The organism is Pseudomonas sediminis (genome assembly GCF_002741105.1).
GTDB classification, from domain to species: domain Bacteria; phylum Pseudomonadota; class Gammaproteobacteria; order Pseudomonadales; family Pseudomonadaceae; genus Aquipseudomonas; species Aquipseudomonas sediminis.
On the sequence record NZ_NIQU01000004.1, the window covers coordinates 29,786 to 44,957 of the forward strand.

Here is a 15,172-nt window from a genome sequence, read left to right on the forward strand (position 1 = left end):
GCCTCGTGTCGGACAGGCAAGAGTCGGCCGCAAAGTTTAGCGCCGAAGTCGGGCTTTCAGAAGGCTTGAAAGCTTCCAGATACGACAAGGCCGGGTTTCCCCGGCCTTGTGGCGGTGCAATGGATCGTAGCGAGCGAAGGTCAGGCAAGGCAAAAACAGGCGAGGAAGCGGAGTGTACTTTTGTACATGAGCATTCCGAGTCGGTTTTTAACGCAGCATCACCGAAGCGCAGTAGATCCTCTTATTTGCGCTTCATCGACAGGAAGAACTCATCGTTGGTCTTGGTCGCTTTCAGCTTGTCGATCAGGAACTCGATGGCGGCGATTTCATCCATCGGGTGCAGCAGCTTGCGCAGAATCCACATGCGCGACAGCTCTTCCTCGCCGGTCAGCAACTCTTCGCGGCGGGTGCCGGATTTGTTGATGTTGATCGCCGGGAACACACGCTTCTCGGAAACACGGCGATCGAGGATCAGCTCCATGTTGCCGGTGCCTTTGAATTCCTCGTAGATCACTTCGTCCATCTTCGAGCCGGTTTCCACCAGCGCGGTGGCGATGATGGTCAGCGAGCCGCCTTCTTCGATGTTACGCGCGGCACCGAAGAAGCGCTTCGGCTTCTCCAGGGCGTGGGCGTCGACACCACCGGTGAGTACCTTGCCGGAGCTCGGGATCACGGTGTTGTAGGCACGCGCCAGGCGGGTGATGGAGTCGAGCAGGATGACCACATCCTTCTTGTGCTCGACCAGGCGCTTGGCCTTCTCGATCACCATTTCGGCGACCTGCACGTGGCGGGTCGGCGGCTCGTCGAAGGTGGAGGCGACCACTTCGCCGCGCACGGTGCGCTGCATTTCGGTCACTTCTTCCGGGCGCTCGTCGATCAGCAGGACGATCAGGTGGCACTCGGGGTTGTTGCGGGTGATGTTCGAGGCGATATTCTGCAGCATGATCGTCTTGCCCGCTTTCGGCGGGGCGACGATCAGGCCACGCTGGCCCTTGCCAATCGGCGCGCAGAGGTCGATCACACGGCCGGTGATGTCCTCGGTGGAGCCGTTACCGGCTTCCATGGTCAGGCGCTTGTTGGGGAACAGCGGCGTCAGGTTCTCGAATAGGATCTTGTTCTTGGCGTTTTCCGGACGGTCGAAGTTGATGCTGTCGACCTTGAGCAGAGCGAAGTAACGTTCGCCTTCCTTCGGCGGACGGATCTTGCCGACGATGGTGTCACCGGTACGCAGGTTGAAACGGCGGATCTGGCTGGGCGAGACGTAGATGTCGTCAGGGCCGGCCAGATAGGAAGAGTCGGCACTGCGCAGGAAGCCGAAACCGTCCTGGAGGATCTCCAGCACGCCGTCGCCGGAAATCTCCTCGCCGCTTTTGGCATGCTTTTTCAGCAGGGCGAAGATGATGTCCTGCTTGCGCGAACGAGCCATGTTTTCCTGGCCCATTTGTTCGGCCATGTCCAGCAGTTCGGCAATCGGCTTTTGCTTGAGTTCGGTCAGATTCATAGGAATGACGTGATCATCGAGAGGAGAAGAAAGCTGTTAGCTTGAGAGGCCGCGCCGCAGAGAAGGCGACAGGATCGCGAACGAGTTCGTATAGGAATGAATCGGCGACGGCGTGCAGAGAGCTGCATGGAGGATGCAGCGGGGTCGAATTTAACACCGTGAAAAAACAGCGTCTAGTCCCGAAAACGAAAAAACCCCGCCAATTGCGGGGCCTCTTCCAGAGCGACTTGCCTCAGATGTTGCTGTCGAGGAAAGCAGCCAGCTGCGACTTGGACAGCGCGCCGACCTTGGTCGCTTCGACGTTGCCGTTCTTGAACAGCATCAGGGTCGGGATACCGCGCACGCCGTACTTCGGCGGAGTTTCCTGGTTCTCGTCGATGTTCAGTTTGCAGATCTTCAGCTTGCCTTGGTATTCCTTGGCGATCTCGTCGAGCACCGGTGCAATCATCTTGCACGGGCCGCACCATTCAGCCCAATAGTCGACCAGAACCGGACCTTCAGCCTGGATGACGTCCTGGTCGAAGCTGGCGTCGCTGACGTTGGTGATGAATTCGCTCATGAGGAGTCTCCGTGATTCGGAAGCAAAAAAGTGGCGCCATCATAGCCCGGCTTGAGTGACACCGAAAGGCACTGACGATTGAGCCTTTCAATAGTCGCCAATGTAGCCCTCAATCGCCCAGCGTGGTGAAGGCGATGCCGGTGCGCAGTGCGGCGGCGCGGATATGCTGCTGCATGGCCTTTTGCGCCGGGCCGGCGGCATGCCGGGCAAGGGCCTTGATGATCTTGCGGTGCTCCTGCCAGGTCTCCATCGCTCGCTCCGGGCGGATGAACGGCAGCTTCTGGCTTTCCAGGAAGATATCGGCGCTGGAGGTGACAAGGGCGAACATTGCCTGGTTGCCGCTGGCAGCGAGTATGCGCTGGTGGAACTCGAAATCCAGCCGCGTGGCCTGCTCGAAATCACCGGCACGCAACTCGCGGCGCATCTGCTCGACGTTGTCCTCGAGGATATCCAGCTCCTCAGCGGTCATCACCCCGGCCGCCAGGCCGCAGGCGAAGCCCTCCAGAGCGAAGCGCAACTGAAAGGTATCGGCCGCCGATACCTGTGCGGCGAAGGGCCAGGCAAAAGCTCCGGCCGCCTCGGCCTTACTCGCCTCCTGCACGAACACACCCTTGCCAGCCTGCACGCTGACCAGGCCCAACGCGCTGAGCGACGACAGCGCCTCACGCAGTGACGCACGGCTGACACCGAGGCGCTCGGCCAGATCGCGCTGCGACGGCAGTGCGTCGCCAGGGCGATAGCCCTCGTCCTCGATCAGGCGACGGATCGCCTGCAAGGCGTATTCGGGTACCGCGCGGGGAGCAGAAGCATTCATGACTGTTCGGGCCGGTCAGTCCAGTAAAGCCGCCTTTGTAAGGCCATAAGCATATTTCAGGCAAGCGACGCCCCCTTGTGGACCAGCTCAGAGCACGAACGCACCGAGATGGCTCAGGAATACTTCTGACCATTCGGTCAGCTAAGCCAACTGTTCAGACCAGTAAGACCTTGTTTCCGCTCGCCTGAAGCGATGAAAGCCCTGATTTCATTGAACTTGGCACAGGCGATGCACTGCAGGAACCAAGCAAAACGCTTCAGTTTTTCATTCACCAGGAGTTCGACATGCGCAAATTTCACCGCACCCTGCTGGGTACCCTGTTCGCCGCCCTGGCCTTCGGCGCCAGCACCGCTCACGCTGATGCACTCGAAGACATCAGCAAGGCTGGCGTACTGAAAGTCGCCGTACCGCAGGATTTTCCGCCGTTCGGCTCGGTTGGCCCGGACATGAAACCGCGCGGCCTGGATATCGATACCGCACAACTGCTGGCCGACAAGCTGGCGGTGAAGCTGGAGCTGACCCCGGTCAACAGCACCAACCGCATTCCCTTCCTCACCACCGGCAAGGTCGATCTGGTGATCTCCAGCCTCGGCAAGAACCCCGAGCGTGAAGCGGTGATCGACTTCTCCGCCGCCTACGCGCCCTTCTACCTCGGCGTGTTCGGCCCGGAAGATGCCGCCATTGCCAGCCTCGATGACCTGAACGGCAAGACCATCAGCGTCACCCGTGGCTCCATCGAAGACATCGAGCTGAGCAACGTCGCCCCGAAAGGCGCCACCATCAAGCGCTTCGAGGACAACAACTCGACCATCGCCGCCTACCTCTCCGGCCAGGTGGAACTGATCGCCAGCGGCAACGTGGTGATGGTGGCCATTTCCGAGCGCAACCCCAAGCGCGTGCCGAGCATGAAGATCAAGCTCAAGGATTCGCCGGTTTACGTCGGCGTTAACAAGAGCCAGGCCGCACTGCTGGACAAGGTCAACGCCATCATCGCCGACGCCAAGACCGATGGCAGCCTGGATGCGCTCAGCCAGAAGTGGCTGAAGCAGCCGCTGCCGGCCGGTCTCTGAGCCGCGCGGAGAACTGAGCCATGGCGTACCAGTTCGACTTCGCCGCCGTCCTGCAGCACAGCGATCTGCTGCTGCAGGGCGCGGCCTTCACCCTCGGCCTGACGGCGATCGGCACCCTGCTGGGTGTCGGTCTCGGCATCGTCGGGGCGATACTGCGCGCCTGGCGCATCCGCCCGTTCGACCGCATTTTCGGCGTCTACGTGGAGCTGATCCGCAATACGCCGTTCATCGTCCAGCTGTTCTTCATCTTCTTCGGCCTGCCCTCGCTCGGCGTACGTCTGAGCGAATGGGAGGCCGCCATTCTGGCCATGGTGATCAACCTTGGCGCCTACTCCACGGAGATCATCCGCGCCGGCATCCAGGCCATCCCGCACGGCCAGCTCGAGGCGGCCAGCGCACTGGCCATGAGCCGCTTCGAGACGTTCCGCCATGTGGTGCTGCGCCCGGCGCTGGGCAAGGTGTGGCCGGCGCTGTCGAGCCAGATCATCATCGTCATGCTCGGTTCGGCGGTGTGCTCGCAGATCTCCACCGAGGAGTTGTCGTTCGCCGCCAACTTCATCCAGTCGCGTAACTTCCGCGCCTTCGAGACCTACCTGCTGACCACCGCGCTGTACCTGATCATGGCCATCGGCATTCGCCAGTTGCTTGCCTGGGTCGGCCGCCGCCTCATCATGGGAGCCCGCTGATGGACTTCACCCTCTGGGACATCCTGCGCAACCTGCTCACCGGCCTGCAGTGGACGCTGCTGCTGTCGCTGGTGGCCTTTGTCTGTGGCGGCATCGCCGGTCTGCTGGTGTTGCTGGCCCGCCTGTCGCCGTTATCGGCGCCGCGCATCCTCGCCCGTGGCTATATCGAACTGTTCCAGGGCACGCCGCTGCTGATGCAGTTGTTCCTGGTGTTCTTCGGTATCGCCCTGCTCGGCCTCGACGTGTCGCCCTGGCTGGCTGCAGCCACCGCACTGACGCTGTTTACCAGCGCCTTTCTCGCCGAAATCTGGCGCGGCTGCGTCGAGTCGATCAGCCGCGGCCAATGGGAGGCGTCCGAAAGCCTGGCCATGAGCCGCCTGGAAACTTTGCGCCATGTAGTCCTGCCACAGGCGCTGCGCATCGCCGTGGCACCTACCGTCGGTTTCTCGGTGCAGGTGGTCAAGGGCACCGCGGTGACCTCGATCATCGGTTTCACCGAGCTGACCAAGACCGGCAGCATGCTGGCCAACGCCACCTTTGAGCCGTTCATGGTCTACGGCTTCGTCGCCCTCGGTTACTTCCTGCTTTGCTACCCGCTCTCGCTCGCTGCATACCGCCTGGAAAGGAGGCTGAATGTCACTGCTTAACGTCACCGCCCTGCACAAGTATTACGGCGACAACCACGTACTCAAGGGCATCGACCTCAAGGTCGAAGAAGGCGAAGTGGTCGCCATCATCGGCCGCAGCGGCTCGGGTAAGAGCACGTTCCTGCGCACCCTCAACGGCCTGGAGTCTATCAACGACGGCGTGATCGAAGTCGACGGCGATTACATCGACGCCGCCCGTGCCGACCTGCGCAGCCTGCGGCAGAAAGTCGGCATGGTGTTCCAGCAGTTCAATCTGTTCCCGCACCTGACAGTCGGCGAGAACGTCATGCTGGCGCCACAGGTGGTGAAGAACACCTCACGCGCCGACGCCGAGAAAACCGCCCGACAGATGCTCGAACGCGTCGGCCTGGCGGAGAAATTCGACGCCTACCCCGAACGCCTGTCCGGCGGCCAGCAACAGCGCGTGGCCATCGCCCGCGCCCTGGCCATGTCGCCCAAGGTGTTGCTGTGCGACGAGATCACCTCGGCGCTCGACCCGGAGCTGGTGAATGAAGTGCTGGCGGTGGTCAAGCAGTTGGCCAGCGAGGGCATGACCCTGATCATGGTCACCCACGAGATGCGCTTCGCCCGCGAAGTGGGTAACAAGCTGGTGTTCATGCACCATGGCAAAGTGCATGAGATCGGCGACCCGAAAGCGCTGTTCGCTTCCCCGCAGACCGAAGAGCTGCGCAACTTCATCGGCTCGGTGAACCTGTGAACGCCATGACCCCGCTGCCACTACGCATCGAACCACTGACTCGCGAAGCCTTCGCGCCGTTCGGCGACGTGATCGAAACTGCCGGCGCCACGGCCTTCCCGATCAACGCCGGCACCACCACCCGCTACCACGACCTGGTACAGGTGGAGCTGGCAGGTGAGGCGCCGCGCACCCTGGTCAACCTGTTCGAAGGCAAGGCCTGGCACGCGCCCATCGAAATTCGCATGCTCGAACGTCACCCGCTGGGCAGCCAGGCGTTCTACCCAGTGGATGGCGGGCGCATGCTGATCGTCGTCGCGCCGCCCGGCGAACTGGATGAGTCGCAGATCCGCGCCTTCATCAGCGCGCCGGATCAGGGCGTGAACTACGCTCGCGGCACCTGGCACCACCCTTTACTGTGCCTGCAACACCCCGGTCGCTTTCTGGTGCTGGACCGTGGTGGCGACGGCCATAACTGCGATGAGCAGATGCTGAGACAGCCACTTAGTGCGCTAAACCTGCCCTGATCACAGGTCTAGACCAGTTTCATGCGACATCCGTATGCGTTGGCTCATGCGCTCAGTCGTGGCACGATGGCGCGGAAATCGAACGAGATGCCGTAATCATGCCTAACGCCCCTGCCGAGAGTTTTCCCCTGATCGCTGCCATCGACCTGGGGTCGAACAGCTTTCATATGGTGCTGGCCAAGGCCGACAATCACGAAATTCGCATCCTCGAGCGCCTCGGCGACAAGGTCCAACTGGCCGCGGGCCTGGACGACGAGCGCCAGCTCAGCGAAGAAGCGATGCAGCGCGGGCTCGACTGCCTGCGTCGTTTCGCCCAATTCACCAATACACTGCCGGAAGGCGCTGTACGCATCGTCGGCACCAATGCCCTGCGTGAGGCGCGCAACCGCGCGGTGTTCATCCGCCGCGCCGAGGAAATTCTCGGCCATCAGGTCGAGGTGATTTCCGGCCGTGAAGAAGCTCGCCTGATCTACCTCGGCGTGTCCCACAGCATCGCTGACACCCCCGGCAAACGCCTGGTCGCCGACATTGGCGGCGGCAGCACCGAGTTCATCATCGGCCAACGTTTCGAGCCGCTGCTGCGTGAAAGCCTGCAGATGGGCTGCGTGAGCTTCACCCAGCGTTATTTCAAGGACGGCAAGATCACCCCGGCGCGCTATGCCCAGGCCTACACCGCTGCCCGCCTGGAGCTGATGGGCATCGAGCAGAGCCTGCGCCGCCTCGGCTGGGAAGATGCCGTCGGCGCCTCCGGGACCATCAAGGCCATCGGCCTGACGACCAAGGCTGCCGGCCTGAGCAATGGTGAGATCACGGTCGAGGGCCTGGCCTGGCTCAAACGCAAGCTGTTCAAGCTCGGCGAAGTGGACAAGATCGACCTCGACGGCATCAAGCCGGACCGCCGCGGCATCTTCCCCGCCGGCCTGGCGATTCTCGAAGCCATCTTCGATGCCTGCGAGATCCAGCGCATGAGCCACTCCGAAGGTGCTCTGCGTGAAGGCGTGCTGTACGACCTGCTCGGTCGTCATCAGCATGAAGACGTCCGCGAACGCACGCTGGCGGCGTTCATGGAGCGTTACCACGTCGACGTAGACCAGGCTGCTCGGGTCGAGGCCAAGGCGCTTTCAGCGCTGGACAAGGTTGCCAATGATTGGGGGCTGACCGACGACTGGCATCGTGAACTGCTCAGCTGGGGCGCCAAGGTGCATGAGGTGGGCCTGGATATCGCCCACTACCAGTACCACAAACACGGTGCCTACTTGATCGAGCACTCCGACCTGTCGGGTTTCTCGCGTCAGGATCAGCAAATGCTCGCCCTGCTGGTGCGCGGCCACCGCCGCAACATCCCCAAGGACAAGTTCGCCGACTTCGGCGAGGAAGGCATCAAGCTGATACGCCTGTGCGTGCTGCTGCGCTTCGCCATCCTGTTCCACCATATCCGTGGTACGCAGGACATGCCGCAGGTGCAGTTCAAGGTCGGCGACAACAGCCTGGAAATCGTCTTCCCTGAAGGCTGGCTGGCCGCCAACCCGCTGACCTTGGCGGACTTCGAAGCTGAAGCCGAGTGGCTCAAGCGCATCGACCTGACGTTGAGCGTGCGTTGATCAACTTCTGCGTCAAGCGCCCGTAGGGTGCGCCGTGCGCACCGGGGTTTCGCGCCGCTCTCATTGATGCACGCGACGCGAAACCCTGCGTGGCGTCAGTCTGTAAGACGGGAATATCCAAAGCCCCGGATTGCATCCGGGCTACGCGCTACGGCACACGACCTCTACACCCTCTCCCGCCCTTCGGACACCCCGCTCCGCGCCCCGGCCTGATCGCCAGCGATCAGGCACTCATCGGCGCAGGAAGCAGTGCTTCCAAAAACGCGCCTCTTCGCCCCATAAATGGGAGAGGGTCAGCAGATGGCCGCAAGCGGCTTTTCTAGCGTGTCACGATTACCGGTGCGGTGAGTTTCTCCAGCAAGCCGGACTGCGCGCTGCGCGGGTTCTGGTTGCCGGTGGGCTGCTGGCGCAGGTAACGACCATCGGACTGCAGCACCCAGGCCTGGGTGTTGTCGGTCAGGTAACTTTCCAGCTCCTTCTTCACGCGCGTGATGAGCTTCTTGCCCTCCACTGGGAAGCAGGTCTCCACGCGCTTGTCGAGGTTGCGCTCCATCCAGTCGGCGCTGGACAGGTAGATTTTCTCGTCGCCGCCGTTGAGGAAGTAGAACACCCGCGTGTGCTCGAGGAAGCGGCCGATGATCGAACGCACCTGGATGTTGTGCGAAACCCCGGCAATGCCCGGACGCAGGCAGCACATACCGCGTACCACCAGGTCGATCTTCACCCCGGTCTGGCTGGCCTTGTACAGCGCGCGAATCACCTTGGGATCGGTCAGCGAGTTGAACTTGGCGATGATCTGCGCCGGCTTGCCTTCGGCCGCCGCGGCGGTTTCCTTGGCGATCAGGTCGAGCAGGGTCTTCTTCAGGGTGAAGGGCGCATGCAGCAGCTTTTTCATGCGCAAGGTCTTGCCCATGCCGATCAGCTGGCTGAACAGCTTGGATACGTCCTCACCGAGCGCGACATCGGCGGTCAGCAGGCTGTAGTCGGTGTACAGGCGGGCGTTGCCGGCGTGATAGTTACCGGTGCCGAGGTGGGCGTAGCGGACGATCTCGCCGTTCTCGCGACGCAGGATCAGCATCATCTTGGCGTGGGTCTTGAAACCGACCACACCGTAGATCACCACCGCACCGGCCGCCTGCAGGCGGCTGGCCAGGGCCAGGTTGGATTCCTCGTCGAAGCGCGCGCGCAGCTCGATCACCGCGGTGACTTCCTTGCCGTTACGTGCAGCTTCCACCAGCGCATCGACGATCTCCGAGTTGGCCCCGGAGCGATACAGCGTCTGTTTGATCGCCAGCACGTGCGGGTCTTTGGCAGCCTGACGCAGCAAGTCGACGACCGGGGTGAAGGACTCGAAGGGATGCAGCAGAAGGATGTCCTGCTTGCTGACCACACTGAAGATGTTCTCGGCGTTCTGCAGCAGTTTGGGGATCACCGGGGTGAACGGGGCGTACTGCAGGTCCGAGTGATTATCCAGGCCGGTGATGCTGAACAGGCGGGTCAGGTTAACCGGGCCGTTGACCTGATACAGCTCACCCTCGGTCAGGCCGAACTGCTTGAGCAGGTGGTCACGCAGGTGTTTCGGGCAGGTATCGACCACCTCCAGGCGCACCGCATCACCATAGCGGCGGCTGAACAGCTCACCGCGCAGGGCGCGCGCCAGGTCTTCGACGTCCTCGGTATCTACCGACAGGTCGGCGTTACGGGTCAGGCGGAACTGATAGCAGCCCTTGACCTTCATGCCCTGGAACAGGTCATCGGCGTGAGCGTGGATCATCGACGAGAGGAATACGTAGTTGTCGCCGGGGCCGCCGACATCTTCCGGCACTTTGATGATACGCGGCAGCAGGCGTGGCGCCGGGATGATGGCCAGACCGGAGTCGCGGCCGAAGGCATCGACGCCCTCAAGCTCGACGATGAAGTTCAGGCTCTTGTTCACCAGCAGCGGGAAGGGGTGCGTCGGGTCGAGGCCGATAGGCGTGATGATCGGCGCGATCTCGTCGCGGAAGTAGCGGCGCACCCAGGCCTTGAGCTTGGTCGTCCAGTAACGGCGGCGGACGAAGTTGATGTTGTGCTTGGCCAGCGCCGGGAACAGCGTGTCGTTGAGAATGGCGTATTGGCGCTCGACCTGCTCGTGCACCAGCTCGCTGATCCGCGCCAGCGCCTGGTGCGGCTGCAGGCCGTCGGCGCCAGCCTGTTCGCGGGCGAAGTTGATCTGTTTCTTCAGGCCGGCGACGCGAATCTCGAAGAACTCGTCGAGGTTGCTGGAGAAGATCAGCAGGAACTTCAGGCGTTCGAGCAGCGGATAGGACTCGTCCAGCGCCTGTTCCAGCACGCGGATGTTGAACTGCAACTGCGACAGTTCACGGTGGATGTACAGACTGCTGTCATCCAGGCCGGGAATCGGCGCCGGTGGCGGGGTTTCCACCACTGGCGTCTCGGCGACCACCTCGGCCGGAGGCGGGTTGTTGTCGAGCACTTCGCTGTTGAGTCCTTCGCTGTTCATCACTGAGTTCCTGAGGGCGTCATTGCCCTTGTTTTAGCAGTTCTGCCGCCCGTACGGCGAAATAGGTGAGGATGCCATCGGCACCCGCACGTTTGAAGGCGGTGAGCGATTCCAGTATCACGGCCTCGCTGAGCCAGCCGTTCTGGATCGCCGCCATGTGCATGGCGTACTCACCACTGACCTGATAGACGAAGGTCGGCACCTTGTAGGCATCTTTCACGCGCCAGAGGATATCCAGATAGGGCATGCCCGGCTTGACCATGACCATGTCGGCACCTTCGGCCAGGTCGGCGGCCACTTCATGCAGCGCCTCGTTACCGTTGGCCGGGTCCATCTGGTAGCCGAGCTTGTTGCCCTTGCCGAGGTTGGCGGCCGAGCCCACCGCATCGCGGAATGGGCCGTAATAGGCGCTGGCGTACTTGGCCGAGTAGGCCATGATGCGCACATTGACGTGATCGGCCAGCTCCAGTGCCTCGCGGATCGCCTGCACGCGGCCATCCATCATGTCCGACGGCGCCACCACCTGGGCACCGGCCTCGGCATGCGACAGTGCCTGCTTGACCAGCGCATCGACAGTGATGTCGTTCTGCACGTAGCCGTCTGCGTCGAGGATGCCGTCCTGGCCGTGAGTAGTGAACGGATCGAGGGCGACGTCGCTGATCACCCCCAGCTCGGGGAATTTCGCCCGCAGGGCGCGGATCGCGCGCTGGGCGATGCCGTCCGGGTTCCAAGCCTCGGCGCCGTCGAGGGATTTCTTCTCCAGCGGCGTGACCGGGAACAGCGCCAGCGCCGGAATGCCCAGCGCCACCCAGTGCTCGGCTTCCTTCAGCAGCAGGTCGATGGACAGGCGTTCGACGCCCGGCATCGACGGCACGGCTTCACGGCGGTTTTCGCCGTCGAGGACGAACACCGGCAGAATCAGATCATCGACGCTCAGGCGATTCTCGCGCACCAGACGACGGGAGAAATCGTCGCGGCGATTGCGACGCAGGCGGGTGGCGGGGAACAGACGATTGGCGGGGGTAACGCTCACGGCAGACTCCAAAGCCCGCTCGGGCGGGCCAGTATGACGGTTATAAGCGACCATTATGACCAAATGATGACGGTCAAATGACCGCGTGCGACGGCGAGTCGCACAGCCAGTCGCGCATTGTGGCATGACGCGCCACCTTCCGGCCTCCTCGTGGTCAGAGTAGTCTTCAGCACCTGCATCGATGAGCTCACGGCATGCTCCAAGACCTGATCCGCCAGTTTGGCTACCCGGCACTGGTACTCGGCACCTTCCTCGAAGGTGAGGTATCGCTGCTGCTGGCCGCCTACATGGCCGTGCGCAACGTGCTGGAGATCGAATGGGTGGCGCTGTGCGCCTTTCTCGGCACCTTCGCCAGCGATCAGCTGTGGTACTACCTCGGCCGTCGCCATGGCCGCGCATTACTGGCACGCAAGCCGCGCTGGCAGCCGCTGGGCGAACGTGCCAGCGCGTTGATCCAGCGTTACCCGGATCTGTGGGTCCTGTGTTTCCGCTTCCTCTATGGCCTGCGCACGGTAATGCCGCTGACCATTGGCCTGTCCGGCTATTCCTGGCGCCGCTACCTGCTGCTCGATGCCATCGGCGCTGGCGTCTGGGCCGGCGGCATCAGCCTGCTGGCCTACAGCCTGGGCAACGCCATGGGCGGTCTGCTGGAAGAGCTGCGCAACTATCAGGTCATCCTGCTCGCGGCTGTGGTCCTGCTGCTTTCCCTGGCCTGGCTACACCGGTGGCGTCAGCGCCGGCGTGGCTGAACCACGCGCTAGCCAGAGCCCCATCAGACTGAGCAGACTGTAGGCGCTCAGCCACGCCCAGGCGCTGGCATCGAGCGCCAGCATGCCGAGCTCACCGGCCAACCAGAGTACCGGCAGGTTACTCACCAGACGCAGGCACTCCAGCCGCCAGGCATTGCTGCGGTTCTCCAGCCACATACCAATGCTGCATAGCCCCAGGGCCATCCACAGACATGCCAGCAGCACGCCACCGATCGCCAGTGAATCACCCTGCGCCAGCAGCCATACGCCGGCCAGCAGGTAGCAGACGAACTGCAGCAGCGCGTAGATCTGCGCGCCACGCCCCAGCGGCACCTCGAACTTGCGGAAGTTGCTCAGGTCCGCCTTGGCCTGGGGATAACGCGCCGCCACGTCGGCCGGGCGCCAACCAGTGGGCATGAACCAGATGCGCAGCCGGTCCCACCACGAACTGGATCGTTTGGCATCGTTCCACAGCCCGGCATAAACCTGCAGGTTGGCCCACAGCGGGTTCCAGCTGGCCAGCGGCACGGTAACGCCGAAGACCACCGGTTCTTCGTCGAGTTCTTCCTGGAAGGTGCCAAATATTCGATCCCAGACAATGAACACACCGCCGTAATTGCGATCCATGTAGATAGGATTCTGTGCATGGTGCACGCGGTGATTGGACGGGGTGATGAACAGCCACTCGAACCAGCCCAGTTTGGGGATGTGCCGGGTATGCACCCAGAACTGATACAGCAGGTTCAGGGCGGCGACGGTGAGGAAGACCAGCGGCGGCACGCCGACCAGCGCCATCGGCAGGTAGAAGATCCAGCCGAAGATGAAACCGGTGCTGGTTTGCCGTAACGCGGTGGAGAGGTTGTAGTCCTCGCTCTGATGGTGCACCGCATGAGCGGCCCAGAGCACGTTGCGCTCATGGCCCAGGCGGTGGTTCCAGTAGTAACAGAAGTCGTAGAAGACGAAGGCGAAGAGCCACACCCAGAGGCTGCCTTCGGCCAGTTCGAACAGCGCCAGATGCTCCCAGGCGAAGGCGTAGGTCAGCAGGCCGACCACCTTGGTCAGCACACCGGTCGCCTGCGACAGCACGCCGGCACTGAGGCTGTTGAGGGCGTCGGCCAGGCGATAGGTGCGCATACCGCGCCAGCGGTCAGCGAGCAATTCCAGGCCAATCAGCAGGAAAAAGAAGGGCACTGCGTAAAGAACGTAATTCATGACTGCGCCATATCGTTGTACTTGTGTCGGGAATGAGCTGTTATTCATCCTATGCGCAGCTTCGTCAGGCTTCGCGGCGGCGAATGACAGTCCGAGTGGCATTTGGCGACAACCCCAGCATTGGTAATACCCGCGCCCGTTTCAAGGTCGCGTCTTTCCTCACCAGGAGTCGAGCATGAGCAAGAAAGTGGCAGTGATTCTGTCCGGCTGTGGCGTCTACGATGGCGCCGAGATCCATGAAAGCGTGATCACCCTGCTGCGCCTCGACCAGCGTGGTGCCGAAGTCCAGTGTTTCGCCCCCAACGTGCCGCAGCTGCACGTGGTCGATCACTACAGCGGCGACGAGATGAACGAAACACGCAACGTGCTGGTGGAATCGGCGCGCATCGCCCGCGGCCAGATTAAGGACGTCAAGCTGCTGCACATGGCAGAGTTCGACGCGCTGATCCTGCCCGGCGGCTTCGGCGTAGCGAAGAACCTCTCCGACTTCGCCACCAGCGGTGCCGGCTGCACCGTGCAACCTGACGTGCTGGCGGCTTGCAAGGCGTTCGTCGATGCCGGCAAGCCGGTTGGCCTGATCTGCATCGCCCCGGCGCTGGCCGCGAAGATCTTCGGCGCTGGCGTGATCTGCACCATCGGCAACGACGCGGACACCGCCAGTGCGCTGACCCAGATGGGCGCCGAGCACCACGAGTGCGAGGTCAGCGAAATCGTCGAAGACGAGGCTCGCAAGCTGGTGACCACGCCGGCCTATATGCTCGCCAAGTCCATCGCCGAGGCAGCGTCGGGCATCAACAAACTGGTCGACCGCGTGCTGGAGCTGGCGCACCACTGATTTTCAGGCGTCGGCATGTGGTGTTGCGCCTGAATTGACGCCGGGGCCCAACGGGGTGGGCGGCGTTCCGTTTTAGCCCACCTTGATTGCCATTGGTGGACTGAAGCTGAAGCGGAATGCGCCCGAATCCTCCCACAGGAGTCAGGCCGATCCGGCCAATGCTCAGGGCACTCCTGCATTACCTCTGGCCAAGTCTTGCGCGGTACTGCAGCGTGGCGACAGGATTTTCCGGAGCTCTGCCATGTCCCAGCCCTTCGTCCTCAGCACCGACCTGCAACAGGCGGTGAGCGCTTTCTTCCAACGCATCCCGTTCAATCAGTTTCTCGGCATCGAGATCACTGAGCTGAGCGAGGAGCAGGTGACCATGCACCTGCCGATGAAGCCCGAGCTGATTGGCAACTTCGTCCACGGCATTCTGCATGGTGGGGTGATTTCCTCCCTGCTAGATGTCTGTGGCGGCGCCATGGCGCTGATCGGCGCCTTCGCCAATCATCAGCACCTGCCGGCTGCCGAGCGCATGAACAAACTGTCCAAGCTCGGCACCATCGACCTGCGTATCGACTACCTACGCCCCGGTCGCGGCCAGCGCTTCATGGCCACGGCAATGCCCTTGCGCGCCGGTAACAAGGTGGCGGTAATTCGTATTGAACTGCACAACGACGAGGGTGTGCTGGTGGCGGTGGGCACTGGCACCTATCTGTGTGGGTAGTGGCAACGCACATTGTGGGAGGGGCTTCA

At 62.4% G+C, this 15,172-nt stretch carries 15 protein-coding genes; 9 read left to right on the top strand and 6 right to left on the bottom strand.

The genetic code is table 11. From position 1 onward, the window contains the following. Window positions 1–241: 241 nt before the first annotated feature. From rho to CDO35_RS10720, 3 genes are all read right to left on the bottom strand, one after another. A complete protein-coding gene (rho, locus tag CDO35_RS10710; RefSeq protein ID WP_090335975.1) occupies window positions 242–1,501 on the bottom strand; it encodes a transcription termination factor Rho in 1,260 nt (419 codons plus the stop codon). Window positions 1,502–1,733: 232 nt separating this feature from the next. Further along, window positions 1,734–2,060, bottom strand: coding sequence for a thioredoxin TrxA (gene trxA / locus CDO35_RS10715; RefSeq protein WP_003458627.1), 327 nt, complete (start codon window positions 2,058–2,060; stop codon window positions 1,734–1,736). Between the two features lie 109 nt (window positions 2,061–2,169). Beyond that, window positions 2,170–2,874, bottom strand: coding sequence for a FadR/GntR family transcriptional regulator (locus CDO35_RS10720; RefSeq protein WP_099524629.1), 705 nt, complete (start codon window positions 2,872–2,874; stop codon window positions 2,170–2,172). A 284-nt stretch (window positions 2,875–3,158) separates the two neighbouring features. Here CDO35_RS10720 and CDO35_RS10725 point away from each other — a divergent pair, with 284 nt between their 5' ends. From CDO35_RS10725 to ppx, 6 genes are all read left to right on the top strand, one after another. Beyond that, window positions 3,159–3,944: a transporter substrate-binding domain-containing protein gene (locus tag CDO35_RS10725; protein ID WP_099524631.1), complete on the top strand. Its 786-nt coding sequence runs from the start codon at window positions 3,159–3,161 to the stop codon at window positions 3,942–3,944. A gap of 20 nt (window positions 3,945–3,964) precedes the next feature. Beyond that, on the top strand, window positions 3,965–4,630 hold the full coding sequence (locus tag CDO35_RS10730) for an amino acid ABC transporter permease (protein ID WP_099524633.1): 666 nt from the start codon (window positions 3,965–3,967) through the stop codon (window positions 4,628–4,630). Continuing rightward, on the top strand, window positions 4,627–5,277 hold the full coding sequence (locus CDO35_RS10735; RefSeq protein WP_179546273.1) for an amino acid ABC transporter permease: 651 nt from the start codon (window positions 4,627–4,629) through the stop codon (window positions 5,275–5,277). The genes CDO35_RS10730 and CDO35_RS10735 overlap by 4 nt, the downstream gene beginning before the upstream one ends. After that, window positions 5,264–5,995 carry an amino acid ABC transporter ATP-binding protein gene (locus CDO35_RS10740; RefSeq protein ID WP_099524636.1) on the top strand — a complete coding sequence of 244 codons (732 nt, stop codon included), beginning with the start codon at window positions 5,264–5,266 and terminating at the stop codon, window positions 5,993–5,995. Before CDO35_RS10735 ends, CDO35_RS10740 begins: the two co-directional genes overlap by 14 nt. Continuing rightward, complete coding sequence (locus CDO35_RS10745) at window positions 5,992–6,501, top strand: ureidoglycolate lyase (protein WP_099524637.1); 510 nt, start codon at window positions 5,992–5,994, stop codon at window positions 6,499–6,501. The genes CDO35_RS10740 and CDO35_RS10745 overlap by 4 nt, the downstream gene beginning before the upstream one ends. 98 nt (window positions 6,502–6,599) lie before the next feature. Beyond that, window positions 6,600–8,102, top strand: coding sequence for an exopolyphosphatase (gene ppx, locus CDO35_RS10750; protein WP_166432399.1), 1,503 nt, complete (start codon window positions 6,600–6,602; stop codon window positions 8,100–8,102). A gap of 319 nt (window positions 8,103–8,421) precedes the next feature. Here the strand turns inward: ppx and ppk1 are convergent, their stop codons facing one another. Together ppk1 and hemB are read right to left on the bottom strand one after the other, a co-directional pair. Beyond that, window positions 8,422–10,605 carry a polyphosphate kinase 1 gene (gene ppk1, locus CDO35_RS10755; protein WP_099524641.1) on the bottom strand — a complete coding sequence of 728 codons (2,184 nt, stop codon included), beginning with the start codon at window positions 10,603–10,605 and terminating at the stop codon, window positions 8,422–8,424. 19 nt (window positions 10,606–10,624) lie between these two features. Continuing rightward, complete coding sequence (gene hemB, locus CDO35_RS10760; RefSeq protein WP_099524643.1) at window positions 10,625–11,638, bottom strand: porphobilinogen synthase; 1,014 nt, start codon at window positions 11,636–11,638, stop codon at window positions 10,625–10,627. Between the two features lie 194 nt (window positions 11,639–11,832). Here hemB and CDO35_RS10765 point away from each other — a divergent pair, with 194 nt between their 5' ends. Next, window positions 11,833–12,387, top strand: a complete 555-nt coding sequence (locus CDO35_RS10765; RefSeq protein WP_099524644.1) for a DedA family protein — start codon at window positions 11,833–11,835, stop codon at window positions 12,385–12,387. Here the strand turns inward: CDO35_RS10765 and CDO35_RS10770 are convergent. Continuing rightward, window positions 12,355–13,599: a sterol desaturase family protein gene (locus CDO35_RS10770; protein ID WP_099524646.1), complete on the bottom strand. Its 1,245-nt coding sequence runs from the start codon at window positions 13,597–13,599 to the stop codon at window positions 12,355–12,357. The genes CDO35_RS10765 and CDO35_RS10770 overlap by 33 nt on opposite strands. Before the next feature lie 175 nt (window positions 13,600–13,774). Here CDO35_RS10770 and elbB point away from each other — a divergent pair, with 175 nt between their 5' ends. Both elbB and CDO35_RS10780 read left to right on the top strand, forming a co-directional pair. Beyond that, window positions 13,775–14,434 (top strand): isoprenoid biosynthesis glyoxalase ElbB, encoded by a 660-nt coding sequence (gene elbB / locus CDO35_RS10775; RefSeq protein WP_099524648.1) that lies wholly within the window; start codon window positions 13,775–13,777, stop codon window positions 14,432–14,434. A gap of 241 nt (window positions 14,435–14,675) precedes the next feature. After that, window positions 14,676–15,143 carry a thioesterase family protein gene (locus CDO35_RS10780; RefSeq protein ID WP_099524649.1) on the top strand — a complete coding sequence of 156 codons (468 nt, stop codon included), beginning with the start codon at window positions 14,676–14,678 and terminating at the stop codon, window positions 15,141–15,143. The last annotated feature ends 29 nt before the right edge of the window (window positions 15,144–15,172 follow it).

Bases quoted from the DNA above. Each gene is read 5' to 3' on its own strand.
- rho (WP_090335975.1), bottom strand. From the start codon at position 1,501: ATGAATCTGACCGAACTCAAGCAAAAGCCGATTGCCGAACTGCTGGAC.
- CDO35_RS10765 (WP_099524644.1), top strand. From the start codon at position 11,833: ATGCTCCAAGACCTGATCCGCCAGTTTGGCTACCCGGCACTGGTACTC.
- CDO35_RS10725 (WP_099524631.1), top strand. From the start codon at position 3,159: ATGCGCAAATTTCACCGCACCCTGCTGGGTACCCTGTTCGCCGCCCTG.
- CDO35_RS10740 (WP_099524636.1), top strand. From the start codon at position 5,264: ATGTCACTGCTTAACGTCACCGCCCTGCACAAGTATTACGGCGACAAC.
- CDO35_RS10770 (WP_099524646.1), bottom strand. From the start codon at position 13,599: ATGAATTACGTTCTTTACGCAGTGCCCTTCTTTTTCCTGCTGATTGGC.
- ppx (WP_166432399.1), top strand. From the start codon at position 6,600: ATGCCTAACGCCCCTGCCGAGAGTTTTCCCCTGATCGCTGCCATCGAC.
- elbB (WP_099524648.1), top strand. From the start codon at position 13,775: ATGAGCAAGAAAGTGGCAGTGATTCTGTCCGGCTGTGGCGTCTACGAT.
- CDO35_RS10720 (WP_099524629.1), bottom strand. From the start codon at position 2,874: ATGAATGCTTCTGCTCCCCGCGCGGTACCCGAATACGCCTTGCAGGCG.
- ppk1 (WP_099524641.1), bottom strand. From the start codon at position 10,605: ATGAACAGCGAAGGACTCAACAGCGAAGTGCTCGACAACAACCCGCCT.
- CDO35_RS10780 (WP_099524649.1), top strand. From the start codon at position 14,676: ATGTCCCAGCCCTTCGTCCTCAGCACCGACCTGCAACAGGCGGTGAGC.
- CDO35_RS10730 (WP_099524633.1), top strand. From the start codon at position 3,965: ATGGCGTACCAGTTCGACTTCGCCGCCGTCCTGCAGCACAGCGATCTG.
- trxA (WP_003458627.1), bottom strand. From the start codon at position 2,060: ATGAGCGAATTCATCACCAACGTCAGCGACGCCAGCTTCGACCAGGAC.